The 17,554-nt window shown below is 66.2% G+C and carries 15 protein-coding genes; 10 read left to right on the top strand and 5 right to left on the bottom strand.

Annotation, left to right across the window (positions count from 1 at the left end; genetic code table 11):
• The first annotated feature begins 126 nt into the window (after positions 1 to 126).
• The 4 genes from AC1G9C_RS20375 (at position 127) to speA (ending at position 4,371) form a co-directional block, all read left to right on the top strand.
• Entirely contained in the window at positions 127 to 1,188 is a 1,062-nt protein-coding gene (locus tag AC1G9C_RS20375; RefSeq protein ID WP_457789079.1) for a DUF2333 family protein, read from the top strand.
• Positions 1,188 to 1,727 carry an NUDIX hydrolase gene (locus AC1G9C_RS20370; RefSeq protein ID WP_480408623.1) on the top strand — a complete coding sequence of 180 codons (540 nt, stop codon included), beginning with the start codon at positions 1,188 to 1,190 and terminating at the stop codon, positions 1,725 to 1,727. Before AC1G9C_RS20375 ends, AC1G9C_RS20370 begins: the two co-directional genes overlap by 1 nt.
• 236 nt (positions 1,728 to 1,963) lie before the next feature.
• Positions 1,964 to 2,335, top strand: a complete 372-nt coding sequence (locus tag AC1G9C_RS20365) for a translation initiation factor Sui1 (RefSeq protein ID WP_031302695.1) — start codon at positions 1,964 to 1,966, stop codon at positions 2,333 to 2,335.
• Between the two features lie 122 nt (positions 2,336 to 2,457).
• Positions 2,458 to 4,371, top strand: coding sequence for an arginine decarboxylase (gene speA, locus AC1G9C_RS20360; RefSeq protein ID WP_480408622.1), 1,914 nt, complete (start codon positions 2,458 to 2,460; stop codon positions 4,369 to 4,371).
• 48 nt (positions 4,372 to 4,419) lie between these two features.
• Here speA and AC1G9C_RS20355 read toward each other — a convergent pair whose 3' ends face one another.
• The 3 genes from AC1G9C_RS20355 to algW all read right to left on the bottom strand — a co-directional run bounded on the left by AC1G9C_RS20355 (position 4,420) and on the right by algW (position 8,459).
• Positions 4,420 to 5,139 carry a DUF4198 domain-containing protein gene (locus tag AC1G9C_RS20355; RefSeq protein WP_021442308.1) on the bottom strand — a complete coding sequence of 240 codons (720 nt, stop codon included), beginning with the start codon at positions 5,137 to 5,139 and terminating at the stop codon, positions 4,420 to 4,422.
• Between the two features lie 13 nt (positions 5,140 to 5,152).
• Entirely contained in the window at positions 5,153 to 7,213 is a 2,061-nt protein-coding gene (locus AC1G9C_RS20350; RefSeq protein ID WP_480410426.1) for a TonB-dependent siderophore receptor, read from the bottom strand.
• Positions 7,214 to 7,316: 103 nt separating this feature from the next.
• Positions 7,317 to 8,459 (bottom strand): Do family serine endopeptidase AlgW, encoded by a 1,143-nt coding sequence (gene algW, locus AC1G9C_RS20345; RefSeq protein ID WP_021442306.1) that lies wholly within the window; start codon positions 8,457 to 8,459, stop codon positions 7,317 to 7,319.
• Positions 8,460 to 8,570: 111 nt separating this feature from the next.
• Between algW and AC1G9C_RS20340 the strand changes: the two genes are divergently transcribed.
• The 3 genes from AC1G9C_RS20340 to cysN all read left to right on the top strand — a co-directional run bounded on the left by AC1G9C_RS20340 (position 8,571) and on the right by cysN (position 12,288).
• Entirely contained in the window at positions 8,571 to 9,329 is a 759-nt protein-coding gene (locus AC1G9C_RS20340) for a Nif3-like dinuclear metal center hexameric protein (RefSeq protein ID WP_021442305.1), read from the top strand.
• A gap of 133 nt (positions 9,330 to 9,462) precedes the next feature.
• On the top strand, positions 9,463 to 10,380 hold the full coding sequence (gene cysD / locus AC1G9C_RS20335; RefSeq protein WP_021442304.1) for a sulfate adenylyltransferase subunit CysD: 918 nt from the start codon (positions 9,463 to 9,465) through the stop codon (positions 10,378 to 10,380).
• A 12-nt stretch (positions 10,381 to 10,392) separates the two neighbouring features.
• Positions 10,393 to 12,288, top strand: a complete 1,896-nt coding sequence (gene cysN, locus AC1G9C_RS20330) for a sulfate adenylyltransferase subunit CysN (protein ID WP_480408621.1) — start codon at positions 10,393 to 10,395, stop codon at positions 12,286 to 12,288.
• Positions 12,289 to 12,567: 279 nt separating this feature from the next.
• On the opposite strand, the gene AC1G9C_RS20325 is transcribed toward cysN, so the two are convergent.
• Positions 12,568 to 12,999 carry a Z-ring associated ZapG family protein gene (locus AC1G9C_RS20325; RefSeq protein WP_031302694.1) on the bottom strand — a complete coding sequence of 144 codons (432 nt, stop codon included), beginning with the start codon at positions 12,997 to 12,999 and terminating at the stop codon, positions 12,568 to 12,570.
• Between the two features lie 128 nt (positions 13,000 to 13,127).
• Here AC1G9C_RS20325 and AC1G9C_RS20320 point away from each other — a divergent pair, with 128 nt between their 5' ends.
• The 3 genes from AC1G9C_RS20320 to zapE all read left to right on the top strand — a co-directional run bounded on the left by AC1G9C_RS20320 (position 13,128) and on the right by zapE (position 16,419).
• A complete protein-coding gene (locus AC1G9C_RS20320; RefSeq protein WP_021442301.1) occupies positions 13,128 to 13,757 on the top strand; it encodes an alpha/beta hydrolase in 630 nt (209 codons plus the stop codon).
• Positions 13,758 to 13,782: 25 nt separating this feature from the next.
• Positions 13,783 to 15,129 (top strand): tryptophan--tRNA ligase, encoded by a 1,347-nt coding sequence (locus tag AC1G9C_RS20315; RefSeq protein WP_480408620.1) that lies wholly within the window; start codon positions 13,783 to 13,785, stop codon positions 15,127 to 15,129.
• A 195-nt stretch (positions 15,130 to 15,324) separates the two neighbouring features.
• On the top strand, positions 15,325 to 16,419 hold the full coding sequence (gene zapE, locus AC1G9C_RS20310) for a cell division protein ZapE (RefSeq protein ID WP_021442299.1): 1,095 nt from the start codon (positions 15,325 to 15,327) through the stop codon (positions 16,417 to 16,419).
• Between the two features lie 94 nt (positions 16,420 to 16,513).
• Here zapE and AC1G9C_RS20305 read toward each other — a convergent pair whose 3' ends face one another.
• Positions 16,514 to 17,476 (bottom strand): hypothetical protein, encoded by a 963-nt coding sequence (locus tag AC1G9C_RS20305; RefSeq protein WP_480408619.1) that lies wholly within the window; start codon positions 17,474 to 17,476, stop codon positions 16,514 to 16,516.
• Positions 17,477 to 17,554 lie beyond the last annotated feature (78 nt).

The raw sequence follows: 17,554 nt of genomic DNA, 5'->3' as shown, positions 1-17,554 counted from the left end.
GCCACCGGCGGTAAGTTTGCCCGTGCGCCCTGCGCTTTGCGGCGTGCTTGCCTTATAGTGCGGACACGCAACCCGTTGTCCGGGGCGCGGTCGAACATTCGAATTTGCTGAAGGAAGGACACTGCCATGCTGGACTGGAAGAATCGCGCGGCGAGCTCGCCCGACGCCGCCGCCAAGGCCGCCACGTACGCAGGCGAGCGCAGCGGCGCCAGCCTGATCGGTCGCGCGGTCGGCGGACTGCTCGGCGTCTACCTGCTGCTGGCCCTGGTGGTCGGCTGGTACTGGAGTCAGGAGCCGTCGGCCTTCCCGGTGCAGCAGCGGGCCCAGGCCGCGGCGGAGCAGGCCAAGCGCCAGCTGGTCGGCGGCTACACCACGGTGGAGACCCTCAAGCAGGTGGCCGGCACCCTGCTGGACAAGCCCGGCGGCTACCTGTCCAACGACCTGGCGCCGCCCGGCCTGTGGCTGGACAACATGCCGAGCTGGGAGTACGGCGTGCTGGTGCAGGTGCGCGACTTCTCCCGCGCCCTGCGCAAGGACTTCGCCCGCTCGCAGTCGCAATCCACCGAGGACCCGGACCTGGCTCAGGCCGAGCCGCGCTTCCACTTCGACAACAAGAGCTGGGCGCTGCCGGCCTCGGAGTCCGAGTACCGCGAAGGGATCAAGGCGCTGGATCGCTACCTGGCCCGCCTGGCCGATCCGAGCAAGCAGAACGCGCAGTTCTATACCCGCGCCGACAACCTCAACAACTGGCTGGGCGACGCCGGCACCCGCCTCGGCTCGCTGTCGCAGCGGCTGTCCGCCAGCGTCGGTCAGGTGCGCCTGAATACCGAGGTGCTGCCGAGCGAGCCGGACGCCACGGCGGTGGGCGAGGGTGGCATCTACGAGACGCCCTGGCTGCAGATCGACAACGTGTTCTACGAGGCGCGCGGCCAGGCCTGGGCACTGGCCCACCTGCTGCGCGCGGTCGAGGTGGACTTCGCCGACGTGCTGGCGAAGAAGAACGCCACGGTCAGCGTGCGGCAGATCATCCGCGAGCTGGAGGCGGCGCAGGAAACCCTGTGGAGCCCGATGATCCTCAACGGCAGCGGCTACGGCCTGCTGGCCAACCACTCGCTGGTGATGGCCAACTACATCTCACGGGCCAACGCGGCGATCATCGACCTGCGCCAGCTGCTGAGCCAGGGCTGATGGCGGCGATCTCCGAGGCGGAAGCGGCGCATCGCGCCGCCTCCGACGCCGAGCGGGTGGCCTGGGTCGACGAACAGGACCGGCCGCTCGGCGGGGTGTCGCGCGCCGAGCTGCGCGAGCGCCGACTGATCGGCCGCGGCACCTATATCCTGCTGTTCAACTCGGCCGGCCTGCTCTGCGTGCACCGGCGCACCCTGAGCAAGGCGCTGTATCCCGGCTACTGGGACGTGGCCGCCGGCGGCATGGTGCTGGAAGGCGAGGCGTACGCCGAGTCGGCCGAGCGCGAACTGGCCGAGGAGCTGGGCATAGTCGGCGCCGAGCTGGTCGAGCATGCGCATTTTCTCTACGACGCCCCGGAAAGCCGGCTGTGGTGCATGGCCTACTCGGCGGTATCCGACGCGCCGCTGGTGCTGCAGCCGGAAGAAGTGCTGGAGGCGCGCTTCATCAGCGTCGAGCAGGCGCTGGAGGAGACCCGCCGCTTGCCCTATTGCCCGGACTCGCTGGCCGCGCTGGAGCGCTACCTGGCGGCAACCGGGTAGCCCGGATGCAATCCGGGGTGTCAGGCATTCCGAGCACGCCGTGCGCGATGACGAACGGCGTCGCCAAAGTGCCGCACAATGACGCAAATCCGTACTTAGCAAGGGCCGCCTTTGCCGTTACACTGCGCGACCTTTTCAGCGGACGTCTGTCCGCTTGCGCTGCCCCTGCCAGAGTGGGGCTTCGCGGTCGACGCCCGTCGACCAGTCGCTATCCTGACCCCTACGAGGACAAGCCGGTGGTCAAGAAAGCTTCGTCATTTTCCGCCCTGAGCGGTCTCGTCTATTCCACCGACACTGGTCGGCATTGCCCCGACTGCGGCCAACCGGTGGACGCCTGCAGCTGCAAGCAGAGCCAGCTTCCCGCCGGTGACGGCATCGCCCGCGTACGCCGTGAAACCAAGGGCCGTGGCGGCAAGACGGTGACCACGGTGAGCGGTGTGCCGCTGGCCGAGGAGCCGCTCAAGGAGCTGGCCAGCGCGCTGAAGAAGCGCTGCGGCACCGGCGGCGCGCTGAAGGACGGGGTGATCGAGATCCAGGGCGATCATGTCGAGTTGCTCCTCGCGGAACTGAGCAAGCGCGGTTTCACCGCGAAGAAGTCCGGCGGCTGAAGCGTCATTTCCTAAACTTCGATGCTGCTCATGCGGTCAACCGCCGAGCAAACGTCATCTTGCATCCTTAATTTCCAGGCTGGCCACCTAGAGGGCCAGACTCATTCTCATGGGAGAACCCGATGTCCGCACGACGCACCCGCAAAGACGACGGCAGCCAGTGGACGGTAGCCGACAGCCGCAGTGTCTACGGTATTCGCCATTGGGGCGCCGGCTATTTTTCGATCAATGATGCCGGCCGCATCGAGGTGCGTCCCAACGGCCCGGACAGCGCGCCGATCGACCTCTACGACCAGGTCGACGAGTTGCGTCAGAGCGGTCTGTCGCTGCCCTTGCTGGTGCGCTTTCCGGACATCCTGCAGGACCGCGTACGGCGCCTGACCGGTGCCTTCGACGCCAGCATCGCGCGCCTCGAATACCAGAGCCGCTACACCGCGCTGTACCCGATCAAGGTCAACCAGCAGGAGGCGGTGGTGGAGAACATCATCGCCACGCAGAACGTCTCCATCGGCCTGGAAGCCGGCTCCAAGCCCGAGCTGCTGGCGGTGCTGGCGCTGGCGCCGAAGGGCGGCACCATCGTCTGCAACGGCTACAAGGACCGCGAGTTCATCCGTCTGGCGCTGATGGGGCAGAAGCTCGGCCACAACGTGTTCATCGTCATCGAGAAAGAATCCGAGGTGCGCCTGGTGATCGAGGAGGCGGCCGAACTCAAGGTCGCGCCGCAGATCGGCCTGCGCGTGCGCCTGTCCTCTCTGGCCTCGAGCAAGTGGGCCGACACCGGCGGCGAGAAGTCCAAGTTCGGCCTGTCCGCCGCGCAGATCCTGCAGGTGGTCGAGCGTTTCAAGGCCGCCGGCCTGGACCAGGGGATTCGCCTGCTGCATTTCCATATGGGCTCGCAGATCGCCAACATCGCCGACTACCGCAAGGGCTTCCGCGAGGCCATCCGTTACTACGGCGAGCTGCGCGCGCTGGGCCTGCCGGTCGATCACATCGACGTCGGCGGCGGCCTGGGAGTGGACTACGACGGCACCCACTCGCGCAACGCCAGCTCGATCAACTACGACATGCAGGACTACGCCGATGCCGTGGTCGACATGCTCAAGGAATTCTGCGACCGCCAGGAAATCCCCCATCCGCACATCTTCTCCGAGAGCGGCCGGGCCATGACCGCGCACCACGCCGTGCTGCTGGTGCAGGTCACCGACGTCGAGCGGCACAACGACAAGGTGCCGGAGATCGATGCGAGCGTCGAACAGCCGGAAGTGCTGCAGGTGCTGATCGAGCTGCTCGACGACAGCGACCCGGAGATGGTCGCCGAGACCTACTGGCGCGCCACCCACTACATCGAGGAAGTGGCGGCACAGTACTCGGCGGGCAAGCTCGATCTGCCGCAGAAGGCCCTGGCCGAGCAGTGCTACTTCGCCATCTGCCGGCGCCTGTACAACCAGCTCAAGGCGCGTCAGCGCTCGCACCGCGCGGTGCTCGACGAGCTCAACGACAAGCTGGCGGACAAGTACATCTGCAACTTCTCGGTGTTCCAGAGCCTGCCGGACACCTGGGCCATCGGCCAGATCCTGCCGATTCTGCCGCTGTCGCGGCTGGACGAGGAGCCGCTGCGTCGCGCCGTGCTGCAGGACCTGACCTGCGACTCCGACGGCAAGATCCGCCAGTACGTCGACGAGCAGTCGATCGAGACCAGCCTGCCGGTGCACGAGGTGCGCGAGGGCGAGGACTATGTGCTGGGCATCTTCCTGGTCGGCGCCTACCAGGAGATCCTGGGCGATATGCACAACCTGTTCGGCGACACCGACTCGGTGAACATCTATCAGAACGCCGACGGCAGCGTGTACCACGCCGGCATCGAGACCCACGACACCATCGAGGACATGCTGCGCTACGTGCACCTGTCGCCCGAGGAGCTGATGACCCACTACCGCGACAAGGTGGCCAGCGCCAGGATCAGCGCCCGCGAGCGCACCCAGTTCCTCGACGCCCTGCGTCTGGGCCTGACCCGCTCGTCCTACCTGGCCTCCTGAACCCCCTGACCGCGCGCCGCCCTGGGCGCGCGGTCAGGCCGGCCGCGGTTATTCGTGGTGCGCCTGGCCGAGGAAGGTCAGCGAGGCGAACAGGCCGCGGGTCTCGATATCCGCATCGTTCGCCACCGGCAGGCTGACCTCGGCGCTGATGATGTTCAGCCCCTGGTTGCGCACCGGTACCTGCGCGCGACCCTCGGCATCGGTCATCGCGCTGACCTGGTGCGGTGCGCCGCGGTAGTCGCCGACCAGCTCGACGCCCGCCAGCGGCTTGCCGTCCACCAGCACCCGCACCGGCAGCGACTTGCCCGGGCCGACCTTGAGCGGGTCGGTTTCCGGCACTATGACCATCCTCAGTTGATCCAGCGCCGGCAGCTGGGCGCCTTCGGCGTAGATCGCCAGGCTGTACTTGTAGGTGTGCAGCGACTGGGTCGAGTCCGCCACCTGGCTGCGGCCCTGGTTGATCCATTGGCCGTCCGGGGTTTTCGACCAGGCGCCGTTGTCCAGCGCCACGCCGAGCACGGCGGGGGGCTTCAAGGGTTGCAGGCGGGCGTGGTCGCTCAGGCGCTCGACGCTCACCGGGATCATCTTGCCGGCGGCGTCATAGGCCCAGGCGCCGCTGATCTTCTCGGCCTTGAAGACGTTGTCCTCGGCGCCGTGGCCATAGACCACTTCGATGTTGCCGCGACGCTGTTCGGTCCACAGACCATGGGCAAGGACGTTACCGCTGGCGAACAGGCCGGCGAGGAGCAGGTAGGCAGGGATACGCATGTGAAACTCCGGTTCAGAGGTTGAGGGTCAGGCTGACGCTGAGGTTGCGGGGTTCGCCGGGCAGTACCCAGACGCTGTTGAACGAGCGCTCGTAGTACTTGCGGTCGAACAGGTTGTTGAGGTTCAGGCCCAGGCTGAGGTCCTGGGTGGCCTGCCAGCGCGCCAGCAGGTCGACCGTGGTGTAGGCCGGCAGCTCGAAATCGCTGCCGGTCTGCCCGGAGCGGTCGCCGACATGGGTGATCGCGGCGCCCAGCTCCGAGCCTTGCAGGGCGCCGCCCTGGAACTGATAAACGCCCATCAGGCTGGCGCTGTTGCGGGCGATGCCGAGCAGGTCGCTGCCCTCGGGAATGCTGTTGTCCTCGGTCACTTCGGCGTCGATGTAGGCGTAGGCACCGATAAGCCTCATGGCCTCGCTGAGCTGGCCGCTGATCTGCAGGTCGAGGCCCTGGCTGCGCGCCTTGCCGGCGGCGATGCTGTCGCCGGGACTGTTCGGGTCGGCGGTCAGCACGTTTTCCTTGTCGATATGAAACAGCGCCACGGTGGCGCCCAGGCGGCTGTCGAGCAGGTCGAGCTTGAGCCCCGTTTCATAGCCGAGACCCTTTTCCGGTTTGAACACCTGGCCCTGAGCGCCGATGGCATTGGGTTTGAACGACATCGAGGCGTTGGCGAATACGCCGACCTCCGGCGTCAGCTGATAGAGCAGGCCCGCGCGTGGGGTGGCGACATCCTTGCTCTGCTCGTTGCTGACCCGCGTGCTGCGGTTGCGCGCAGTCTGCTCGAAACGCTCCAGGCGCACGCCGAGCAGGCCGCTCCAGCGCTCGCTGAAGGCGATCTGGTCCTGCAGGTTGAGGGCGTAGCTCTCGGTGTGCTCGTGGAAGTCGTTGGGATTGACGATGGGTGGTTTCGGTTGCCCGTAGATCGGGTTATGGATGTCCTGGCCGTAGCCCAGGCCGGTGACGCTCTGCGGGTACTTCTGGCTGTTGCGGTAGTTCTCGTACTCCAGGCCCAGCAGCGTCTGGTGCTGCCAGCCGGCCAGCTCGAACTGGCCGTGCAGTTCGGCCTGGGTGATGCTGTCGTTCCACTCGAAACTGCGCTCGCGATAGAAGCGCGTGACCTGGTCGCCGATCAGCCGCGATGGCTCCGAGCTGTTGCCGTCCAGCGTGCCCTGGCTGTAATGGCTGGCCAGGCGCAGTTTCCAGGCATCGTTCAGATAATGCTCGAGGCTGGCCTGCAGCAGCTGGTTGTCGTTGCGGATCTTGCCGTCGTTGGGCTCGCCGAGAAAGGTCGAGCGCTTGACCGCGCCAATCTTGCCGTCGACCGCCGGAATGCCACGGTCGAACACCGAGTCGGTGCGCGAGAACTCGCTGTCGAGGGTCAGCAGGGTGTCCGGCGACAACTGCCAACTGAAAGTCGGATTGACGATCTGCCGCTGGTTGCCGACGTGGTCCCGAAAACTGCCGTTGTCTTCCACTGCCAGGTTGACCCGCGACAGCAGCGTGCCCTCGGCGTTCAGCGGCGTGTTGACGTCGAGACTGCTGCGGTAGCGATCCCAGTGTCCGGCGCTGGCCTTGAACTGGGTGAAGGGCTCCAGTTGCGGGCGCTTGGTGACGATATTGACCAGGCCGCCGGGGTCGCCGCGGCCGTAGAGTGCCGCGGCCGGGCCCTTGAGCACCTCCAGGCGCTCGATGGCCGAGGCGTCCGGCGAGCTGTAGCTGCCGCGGTTGATGGCAAAACCGTTGCGGTACAGCTCGCCGGTGGTGAAGCCGCGCACGCTGTAGTTGAGGAAGGTCAGGCCGCCGAAGTTGTTCTGCCGCGACACGCCGCCGGCGAAATCCAGGGCGCGGTCGATGCGCGTGCTGCCGAGGTCGTCGAGCACCTGGGTGGGCACCACGGCGATGCTCTGGGGAATCGCCTCGATGCGCGTGTCGGTGCGGGTGGCGCTGGCCGAGCGCGTGGCGCGGTAGCCCTGCACCGGACCGTCGGCCAGCTCGGCGTCGGCGCTGATGATGCTGTCTTCGAGCTGGGCGGGAGATGGCGTGGCGAGGGCGCTGGGAGCCAGCAGGCTGGCAAGCAGGGCAAGGGTGGCGCGCAAGGGAAGGCTCCTGTCGATGAAATTTAATGTAATAACATAACATTAAACCCAATCGAGAAGAGTTCCCAGATGAAAATTCAGCCGATCAGTTGCCGTTAACGGGGGGGCGCAGGCCGATTTCCGCGGTCAGTTCCAGCGTCTTGCCGTTGCGCAGCACCTCGATGCGGATCTGGTCGCCCGGCTTGGTGCGCGCCACCTGGTTCATCGAGCGGCGGCCGTCGCCGGCCGGTTCGCCGTCGATGCTGAGGATCAGGTCGCCCGGCTGCAGGCCGGCCTTCTGCGCCGGGCCGTCGCGGTACAGGCCGGCGACGACGATGCCGGGGCGGCCTTCGAGGCCGAAGGACTCGGCCAGTTCCGGGGTCAGCGGCTGCACCTCGATGCCCAGCCAGCCGCGAATCACCTGGCCGTGCTCGATGATCGCCTGCATCACCTCCAGCGCCAGCTTGACCGGGATGGCGAAGCCGATGCCCTGCGAGCCGCCGGACTTGGAGAAGATCGCGGTGTTGATGCCCACCAGGTTGCCGTGGGCGTCGACCAGCGCGCCGCCGGAGTTGCCCGGGTTGATCGCCGCGTCGGTCTGGATGAAGTCCTCGTAGGTATTGAGGCCCAGCTGGTTGCGCCCGGTGGCGCTGATGATGCCCATGGTCACGGTCTGGCCGACGCCGAAGGGGTTGCCGATGGCCAGGGTGACGTCGCCGATCTTGATGGTATCGGAGCGGCCCAGGGTGATGGCCGGCAGGTCGGGCAGATCGATCTTGAGTACCGCCAGGTCGGTTTCCGGATCGGTGCCGATCACCCGCGCCAGGGTGTCGCGACCATCCTTGAGCGCCACCACTATCTGGTCGGCGCCGCTGACCACGTGGTTGTTGGTCAGCAGGTAGCCCTCGCGGCTCATCAGCACCGCCGAGCCCAGGCTCGACTCCATGCGCTGCTGGCGCGGCAGGTTGTCGCCGAAGAAGCGGCGGAAGGTGGGGTCCTCGAACAGCGGGTGCGTCGGCTTGCTCACCAGCTTGGTGGTGTAGAGGTTGGCCACCGCCGGCGAGGCGGTATCCACCGCCTCGGCATAGGACACCGGGCCTTCCTGCAGACGGCTGTAGATCGGCGCCTGCAGCATATGCACTTCCTGGCGGGGCAGGCCGACCCACTCCGGGTAGCGCTGGATAATCAACAGCGCGAGCAGCACGCCGACCAGCAAGGGCCAGCCGAGGAAACGCAGGGCCTGGGACATCGAGACGATCTCTGAGAGTTGCGAGGGGCCAAGGTGCCCCTTAAGGTGGCGCATTATAGAGAGGTGCCGGCCAATAAGGCAGCGGCCCGCAACAGCTTGTGAGGAAACCCCATGGCCATTGCCTTGTCTACCTTGGTCGCCGAAGCCGATGCCTATCTGGGCGCCGCGCGCATCGCCGATTACTGCCCCAACGGCCTGCAGGTCGAGGGGCGGCCGCAGGTGCGGCGCATCGTCAGCGGCGTCACCGCCAGCCAGGCGCTGATCGAGGCGGCCATCGACGCCGAGGCCGACGTGCTGCTGGTGCACCACGGCTACTTCTGGAAGGGCGAGAACCCTTGCGTCACCGGTATGAAGCAGCGCCGGCTGAAGGCACTGCTGGCTGCCGACATCAGCCTGCTGGCCTATCACCTGCCGCTGGATCTGCACCCCGAGGTGGGCAACAACGTGCAACTGGCGCGCCAGCTCGGCATCGTCGTCGAAGGCCCGCTGGAGCCGGACAACCCGCGCACCGTTGGCCTGGTGGGGTCGCTGGAGGAGCCGATGAGCGCCGCCGATTTCGCTCGCCAGGTGCAACAGGCGCTCGGCCGCGAGCCGCTGCTGGTGGAGGGCGAGGGACTGATCCGCCGGGTTGGCTGGTGTACAGGCGGCGGTCAGGGCTACATCGACCAGGCCATCGCCGCCGGCGCCGACCTGTACCTGACCGGCGAAGCCTCCGAGCAGACCTTCCACAGCGCGCGGGAGAACGGCATCGCCTTCATCGCCGCCGGCCACCACGCCACCGAGCGCTACGGCGTGCAGGCGTTGGGCGACTACCTGGCGCGGCGCTTCGCCCTCGAACACCTGTTTATCGACTGCCCGAATCCGATCTGAGGGCGCTTTCTTGCGGGTATAAAACTAGACCTTTTCGATCTAAGTAGCGTCCTGATTAGAAGTTGGCGCTGTGCTAGAGTGCGCCCTCGTCCACGGCCCGCCGGCCCAATTACACAGCAAACCGTGAGTAGCCATGCTCGATAAACTGACCCACCTGAAGCAGCTGGAGGCGGAAAGTATCCACATCATTCGTGAAGTGGCCGCCGAATTCGACAACCCGGTAATGCTCTATTCCATCGGTAAAGACTCTGCCGTGATGCTGCACCTGGCGCGCAAGGCGTTCTTTCCCGGCAAGCTGCCGTTCCCGGTGATGCACGTCGACACCCGCTGGAAATTCCAGGAGATGTACCGCTTCCGCGACAAGATGGTCAGCGAGATGGGCCTGGACCTGATCACCCACATCAACCCCGATGGCGTGGCGCAGGACATGAACCCCTTCACCTACGGCAGTGCCAAGCACACCGACGTGATGAAGACCGAGGGTCTCAAGCAGGCACTGGACAAGTACGGCTTCGACGCCGCCTTCGGTGGCGCGCGTCGCGACGAGGAAAAATCCCGCGCCAAGGAGCGCGTGTATTCCTTCCGCGACAGCAAGCACCGCTGGGACCCGAAGAACCAGCGTCCCGAGCTGTGGAACGTGTACAACGGCAAGGTCAAGAAGGGCGAGTCGATCCGTGTGTTCCCGCTATCGAACTGGACCGAGTTGGACATCTGGCAGTACATCTACCTGGAGCAGATCCCGATCGTGCCGCTGTACTTCGCCGCCGAGCGCGAAGTGATCGAGAGGAACGGCACCCTGATCATGATCGACGACGAGCGCATCCTCGAGCACCTGTCGGACGAAGAGAAGGCGCGCATCACCAAGAAGATGGTGCGTTTCCGCACCCTGGGCTGCTACCCGCTGACCGGCGCGGTGGAGTCCACCGCGGCGACCCTGCCGGACATCATCCAGGAAATGCTCCTGACTCGTACTTCCGAACGCCAGGGCCGGGTGATCGACCACGACGCCGCCGGCTCGATGGAAGAGAAAAAACGCCAGGGCTACTTCTAAGGATTCCGCACCATGAGTCATCAATCCGATTTGATCAGCGAGGACATCCTCGCCTACCTGGCCCAGCACGAACGCAAGGAACTGCTGCGCTTTCTCACCTGCGGCAACGTCGACGACGGCAAGAGCACCCTGATCGGGCGCCTGCTGCACGACTCCAAGATGATCTACGAAGACCATCTGGAAGCCATCAGCCGCGACTCGAAGAAGGTCGGCACCACCGGCGATGACATCGACCTGGCGCTGCTGGTCGATGGCCTGCAGGCCGAGCGCGAGCAGGGCATCACCATCGACGTGGCCTACCGCTATTTCAGTACGGCCAAGCGCAAGTTCATCATCGCCGACACCCCCGGCCATGAGCAGTACACCCGCAACATGGCCACCGGTGCGTCCACCTGCGACCTGGCGATCATCCTGATCGATGCCCGCTACGGCGTGCAGACCCAGACCAAGCGCCACAGCTTCATCGCCTCCTTGCTGGGCATCAAGCACATCGTCGTCGCGGTCAACAAGATGGACCTCAAGGACTTCGACCAGAGCGTGTTCGAGTCGATCAAGGCCGACTACCTGGCCTTCGCCGACAAGATCAGCCTCAAGCCCAGTACCCTGCATTTCGTCCCCATGTCGGCGCTCAAGGGCGACAACGTGGTCAACAAGTCCGAGCGCTCGCCCTGGTACGACGGCCAGTCGCTGATGGAAATCCTCGAGACCGTGGAAGTGGCGGGCGACCGCAATTTCGACGACCTGCGCTTCCCGGTGCAGTACGTCAACCGCCCCAACCTCAACTTCCGCGGCTTCGCCGGCACCTTGGCCAGCGGCATCGTGCGCAAGGGCGACGAAGTGATGGCGCTGCCGTCGGGCAAGACCAGCAAGGTCAAGTCCATCGTCACCTTCGAGGGCGAGCTGGAGCACGCCGGCCCCGGCCAGGCCATCACCCTGACCCTGGAAGACGAGATCGACGTGTCGCGCGGCGACATGCTGGTGCACGCCGACAACCGTCCGCAGGTCACCGACAGCTTCGAGGCCATGCTGGTGTGGATGGGCGAAGAGCCGATGCTGCCGGGCAAGAAGTACGACATCAAGCGCGCCACCAGCTACGTGCCGGGCTCGATCCCGAGCATCGTGCACCGCGTCGACGTCAACACCCTGGAGCAGGGCGCGGCCAGCGAACTGAAGCTCAACGAGATCGGCCGGGTCAAGGTCGCCCTGGATGCGCCCATTGCCCTCGACGGCTACGAGCACAACCGCACCACCGGCGCCTTTATCGTCATCGACCGCCTGACCAACGGCACCGTCGGCGCGGGCATGATCATTGCCGATCCGGTCGGCCATGGCGGCGGCCAGCACGGCCGCCTGGCCCATGTGTCGACCGAGGAGCGCGCCGCGCGCTTCGGCCAGCAGCCGGCCACCGTGCTGTTCAGCGGCCTGTCCGGCGCCGGCAAGAGCACCCTGGCCTACGCCGTGGAGCGCAAGCTGTTCGACATGGGCCGCGCCGTCTACGTGCTCGATGGCCAGAACCTGCGCCACGACCTGAACAAGGGCCTGCCGCAGGATCGCGCCGGGCGTACCGAGAACTGGCGTCGCGCCGCCCATGTGGCGCGCCAGTTCAACGAGGCCGGTCTGCTGACCCTGGCCGCCTTCGTCGCCCCGGATGCCGAGGGCCGCGAGCAGGCCAAGGCGCTGATCGGCGGCGAGCGCCTGCTCACCATCTACGTGCAGGCCTCGCCGCAGGTCTGCCGCGAACGCGACCCGCAGGGCCTGTATGCCGCCGCCGGCGACAACATCCCCGGCGAGTCCTTCGCCTACGACGTGCCGCTGGACGCCGATCTGGTGATCGACACCCAGACCGTGTCGGTGGAAGAGGGCGTCAAGCAGGTGCTGCAGCTGCTGCGTAGTCGCGGCGCCATCTAACAGCCTGCGCGCAATGCAAAAAGCCCCGCTCGCCAGCGGGGCTTTTTGTTGGTTGCGCTTTATTGGGGCGTAACGGGCGAGGTCCACCTGGCCTGTCGATGCGCAGAGCCGGCCTCCGCAGGTGCGAATCTATTCGCGGTTGCGCGGTGAATTTCGCGGATAAACCTGCGCTTTGGCGGCCATCCACGGTGCCCGTGTCGAGCCTTCCCGGATTGCATCCGGGCTACAAGGCCAATAAAAAGCCCCGCAATAGCGGGGCTCCCTGTCTTGGCCGAGGGGTTACTTCTTCAACCCGTAGCTCTCGTCCAGCATGCCGGGACCGTCGCTTTTCGGTGCGTAGTCCTTGGGCATTTCGTAGTTCTTCGGCGGGGTCAGGCGCTCACGCTTCTCGCCGCCTTCGCTGCTGCTGAGGGCGGCCAGCAGACGCTGGCGGGTCAGTTCGTCCAGGGCCAGACGATTGGCGCCGTCGGACAGGTGCTCCTGCACGTCCTGGTAGCTCTGGGTGAGTTTCTTCACCAGGCTGGCGGTGGTGTTGAAGTGGGTCACCACTTCGTTCTGGTAGGCCTCGAAGCGTGCCTGCATTTCTTCCATTTGCCGCTGCGTGCGGCTCGGTGCGGCGCTGGGCGCCAGGCGAGCGATCAGAAAGCCGACGGCAATGCCGACCACCAGGGTCAGGGCGGGTATCAACCAGGCTGTAAGGGTCTGTTCCACGAGTCCTTCCTCTCAAAACGGCTTTGCTTTACGTTAGCGGCTCGAACCTGCGCTGTATACGGCTATGCCGTGCCGCGCAGACAGTTTGCTAGACGAGTCGACCCGATCCGGGGTCACGGAGTTCTCTGTTGCTCAACCGCGAAACCGCCGTTTTTATCCCTGGCCCCGTCGGCCAGCTCGAAGCCCTTTTTCTCGAAGTGCCCGACGCCCGCGGCGTGGCGCTGATCTGCCACCCCAATCCGGTGCAGGGCGGCACCATGCTCAACAAGGTGGTTTCCACCCTGCAACGCAGCGCCCGCGACTGCGGCCTGCATACCCTGCGCTTCAATTATCGCGGCGTCGGCGCCAGTGCCGGCAGCCATGACATGGGCAGCGGCGAGGTGGACGACGCCGAAGCGGTGGCCGCCTGGCTGCGCGAAGGGTACCCGGATCTGCCGCTCACCCTGCTCGGGTTCTCCTTCGGCGGTTTCGTCGCCGCCGCGCTGGGCGCGCGTCTGGAGCGCCAGGGCGTGGCGCTGGACAAGCTGTTTATGGTGGCGCCGGCGGTGCACCGGCTGACCGCCGACAATCCGCCGGCGGCCACTTGCCCGCTGGTGCTGATCCAGCCGGACGCCGACGAAGTGGTCGAGCCGCAGGCGGTGTACGACTGGTCGGCGAACCTTGGGCGTGCCCATGAGCTGCTGAAAGTGGCAGAATGCGGCCACTTCTTTCACGGCAAGCTGACCGATCTGAAGGATCTGCTGTTGCCGCGTCTCTGAACCAGCTGTACGACAAGCGAACGCCATGACCACCCGTATCCTCACCGGCATCACCACCACCGGCACCCCGCACCTGGGCAACTACGCCGGCGCCATCCGCCCGGCCATAGTCGCCAGCCGCGCCGCGGATGCCGATTCCTTCTACTTCCTCGCCGACTACCATGCGCTGATCAAGTGCGACGACCCGGCGCGCATCCAGCGCTCGCGTCTGGAGATCGCCGCCACCTGGCTGGCGCTGGGCCTGGACGTGAACAAGGCGACCTTCTACCGCCAGTCCGACATTCCCGAGATTCCCGAGCTGTGCTGGCTGCTCACCTGCGTCGCCGGCAAGGGCCTGCTCAATCGCGCCCACGCCTACAAGGCGTCGGTGGACAAGAACGTCGAGGCCGGCGAAGACCCGGACGCCGGCATCACCATGGGCCTGTTCAGCTACCCGGTGCTGATGGCGGCGGACATCCTGATGTTCAACGCGCACAAGGTGCCGGTCGGCCGTGACCAGATCCAACACGTGGAGATGGCCCGCGACATCGGCCAGCGCTTCAACCACCTGTTCGGCACCGGTCGCGAGCTGTTCACCCTGCCCGAGGCGGTGATCGAGGAGGAGGTGGCGACCCTGCCCGGCCTCGACGGCCGCAAGATGAGCAAGAGCTACGACAACACCATCCCGCTGTTCGGTAGCGCCAAGCAGCTCAAGGACGCCATCGCCCGCATCGTCACCGACTCGCGCCTGCCGGGCGAACCCAAGGACGCCGACGGCTCGCACCTGTTCACCCTGTACCAGGCCTTCGCCACCCCGGCGCAGCAGGCCGAGTTCCGCGCCGAGCTGGAAGGCGGCCTGGCCTGGGGCGAGGCGAAGAATCGCCTGTACCAGCTGCTGGAAAACGAGCTGGGCGAGGCGCGCGAGCGCTACAACGCGCTGATCGCCAGGCCCGCCGATCTGGAGGACATCCTCCTGGCCGGCGCCGCCAAGGCGCGCCGGATTGCCACGCCCTTCCTCGGCGAGCTGCGCGAGGCGGTGGGCCTGCGTTCGTTCCGCGAGCAGGTGCAAACCGCCTCCGGCGAGAAGAAGAAGGCGGCCAAGAGCGCGCGCTTCGTCAGCTTCCGCGACGACGACGGCAGCTTCCGCTTCCGCCTGCTGGACGCCGCTGGCGAACAGCTGTTGCTGTCGAAAGCCTTCGCCGATGGCAAGTCGGCCGGCATGGTCAATAAGCGCCTGCAGTCCGGCGAACCACTGGATGTGCGCGCCGAAGGGCAGGGCTTCGGCGTCTGGCTGGATGACGAATGCGTGGCGACCAGCCCCGCGTTCGCCGATGCCGTCGCGCTGGACGCCGCCATCGCCCGTCTGCGCGAGGCGTTGGCGACGCAGGAATGATGTCGCCCGGATGGAGCCGGGCGACGGCCCCACGCCGTAGGTTGGGTTGAGGCGCTTAGCGACGAAGCCCAACGGCTCATGGCATGCCGTTGCCGGTCGTTGGGCTGCGCTGCGCTCAGCCCAACCTGCGATTGCCAATCCACGGGGGCGTCGCTAAAGTGACGCCCCCGTTTTTACTTGCCCGGCTAACGAATCATGACTCCTTTCGAGCGCTATCAGGCCGACCTCCAGCGGCCCGACTTCTTCCATGATGCGGCCCAGGAAAACGCCGTGCGCCACCTGCAGCGGCTGTACGACGAGCTGGTGGCCGCCGACCAGGGCAAGGGCGGTCTGCTCGGCAAACTGTTCGGCAAGAAGCCGCAGGGGCCGGTCAAGGGCATCTATTTCTGGGGTGGCGTCGGGCGCGGCAAGACCTACCTGGTCGATACCTTCTTCGACGCGCTGCCGTTCGAGCGGAAGATGCGCACCCACTTCCACCGCTTCATGAAGCGCGTGCATGAGGAGATGCGCACCCTCAAGGGCGAGAAGAACCCGCTGACCATCATCGGCCGGCGCTTCGCCGACGAGGCGCGGGTGATCTGCTTCGACGAGTTCTTCGTCAGCGATATCACCGATGCGATGATCCTCGCCACCCTGCTGGAGGAGCTGTTCAAGAACGGCGTGTCGCTGGTGGCCACCTCCAACATCGTGCCGGACGGCCTGTACAAGGACGGCCTGCAGCGCGCGCGCTTCCTGCCGGCCATCGCCCTGCTCAAGCAGCACACCGACATCGTCAACGTCGACAGCGGCGTCGACTACCGCCTGCGCGCGCTGGAGCAGGCCGAGCTGTTCCACTTCCCGCTGGACGCCGAGGCCGAGGTCAGCCTGGACAAGAGCTTCAGGAGCCTGCTACCGGAGCATTGCTCGGTGCAGGAGCACGAGGCGCTGATGATCGAGAACCGCCCGATAGTCGCGCGCAAGGTCGGCGACGACGTGGCCTGGTTCGAGTTCCGCGAGCTGTGCGACGGCCCGCGCAGCCAGAACGACTACATCGAACTGGGCAAGATCTTCCACGCGGTGATCCTGGCCAATGTCGAGCAGATGAGCACCGCCAAGGACGACATGGCGCGGCGCTTCATCAACCTGGTGGACGAGTTCTACGACCGCAACGTCAAGCTGATCATCTCCGCCGAGGTGGAGCTGAAGGACCTGTACACCGGCGGCCGCCTGACCTTCGAGTTCCAGCGCACCCTCAGCCGTCTGCTGGAGATGCAGTCGCACGAATTCCTGTCGCGGCCGCACAAGCCCTGATGGCTTGCGCAGCATGAAAAAGGCGACCGCAAGGTCGCCTTTTTCATATTGGTTGGTGCGCGCGGCGATCCGGATGGGGGGCGCTGCCGGCGGCTCAGTGCTTCGCCAGCTTCTGCTGGTACTGGGCGAGCATCTTCTGCGCGTTGGCCACTTCCAGCGCCTCCATGGCGTTGATCGGCGTGATCGCCACGGCGCGCTCGAGGTGCTCGACGACCTTGTCGTGCTGGTCGTCGCCGTACACGTAGGTCAGCGCGTTGGCGTATTCGTAATGGCCGATCGGCAGGTCGTCGCGGGCCTGGAAGCTGCGGCTGAAGTATTTCTCCATATTGTCCGCGCTGACCCCGTAGGTCATCTTGCCCACCAGCTTGCCCACCTTGCGGATCACCCCGGCCTCGTAGCCGCCGTACAGCGCCAGGGCGAAGGGCTGCTGCGGCTGCTTGGCCAGCAGCGCCTCGAGCTCGTCGGGGATCTGCGAGGTGTAACCGCGCTTGAGCACCACCGGCACCGACAGCTCCTCGCCCAGGCGCGCCTTGGCGTAGACCCGGCCGAACTGGGCGACGGTGTCGGCCTGCACCAGTTCGCCGGCCTCGTCGGTGTAGGCGATCACTTCTTCCAGCAGGCGATGCTTCTCGGCCTGCTCCGGCACCAGGAACATGGCGTAGATCACCTGGGCGAACAGCGCCGGGATCTGCCCGCCGACGCCCAGGGCCAGGCCCTGCTCCTTGGCCTGGGCGAAGTCGCCGCGGAACATCAGGCGCCAGACCTCCTGCAGTTTCTGCGCATAGACCTCGGCCTCTTCCGGCTTGCCGGTGAAGCCGGTGCCAGCCGCCACGGTCCTCTCCAGCGCCTGCGGATGGCGGCTGGCCATGCTCACCACCCAGTCGGCGTCGGGGAAGGGGTAGTCGCCGAAGCCGCGGGTCAGCTGCGGCCAGGCCTGGCGCAGCTTGTCGCCGCTGTAGTCGTAGGCGCTCTGGTCGAGCGGGAAGGGCTTCCAGTTGTCGTCCGCCACGGCGGTGAGGCTGCAGGCGGCAAGCAGGGCGATAAGGGTGCGGCGCATGGCGATGGACCTGTTGTTGTTATCAGTGTCCCGATCATAGGCCGGCGTCACCTGCGGCCAACCTAACCAAGGGTGGGT

The sequence above is a fragment of the Pseudomonas sp. ABa2 genome, assembly GCF_056676075.1.
The sequence above is the reverse complement of the archived record's forward strand: the minus strand, read 5'-3'. Positions and strand labels throughout refer to the sequence as shown.

Bases quoted from the DNA above. Each gene is read 5' to 3' on its own strand.
- AC1G9C_RS20375 (WP_457789079.1), top strand. From the start codon at position 127: ATGCTGGACTGGAAGAATCGCGCGGCGAGCTCGCCCGACGCCGCCGCC.
- AC1G9C_RS20370 (WP_480408623.1), top strand. From the start codon at position 1,188: ATGGCGGCGATCTCCGAGGCGGAAGCGGCGCATCGCGCCGCCTCCGAC.
- speA (WP_480408622.1), top strand. From the start codon at position 2,458: ATGTCCGCACGACGCACCCGCAAAGACGACGGCAGCCAGTGGACGGTA.
- AC1G9C_RS20355 (WP_021442308.1), bottom strand. From the start codon at position 5,139: ATGCGTATCCCTGCCTACCTGCTCCTCGCCGGCCTGTTCGCCAGCGGT.
- algW (WP_021442306.1), bottom strand. From the start codon at position 8,459: ATGTCCCAGGCCCTGCGTTTCCTCGGCTGGCCCTTGCTGGTCGGCGTG.
- AC1G9C_RS20340 (WP_021442305.1), top strand. From the start codon at position 8,571: ATGGCCATTGCCTTGTCTACCTTGGTCGCCGAAGCCGATGCCTATCTG.
- cysD (WP_021442304.1), top strand. From the start codon at position 9,463: ATGCTCGATAAACTGACCCACCTGAAGCAGCTGGAGGCGGAAAGTATC.
- cysN (WP_480408621.1), top strand. From the start codon at position 10,393: ATGAGTCATCAATCCGATTTGATCAGCGAGGACATCCTCGCCTACCTG.
- AC1G9C_RS20315 (WP_480408620.1), top strand. From the start codon at position 13,783: ATGACCACCCGTATCCTCACCGGCATCACCACCACCGGCACCCCGCAC.
- zapE (WP_021442299.1), top strand. From the start codon at position 15,325: ATGACTCCTTTCGAGCGCTATCAGGCCGACCTCCAGCGGCCCGACTTC.
- AC1G9C_RS20305 (WP_480408619.1), bottom strand. From the start codon at position 17,476: ATGCGCCGCACCCTTATCGCCCTGCTTGCCGCCTGCAGCCTCACCGCC.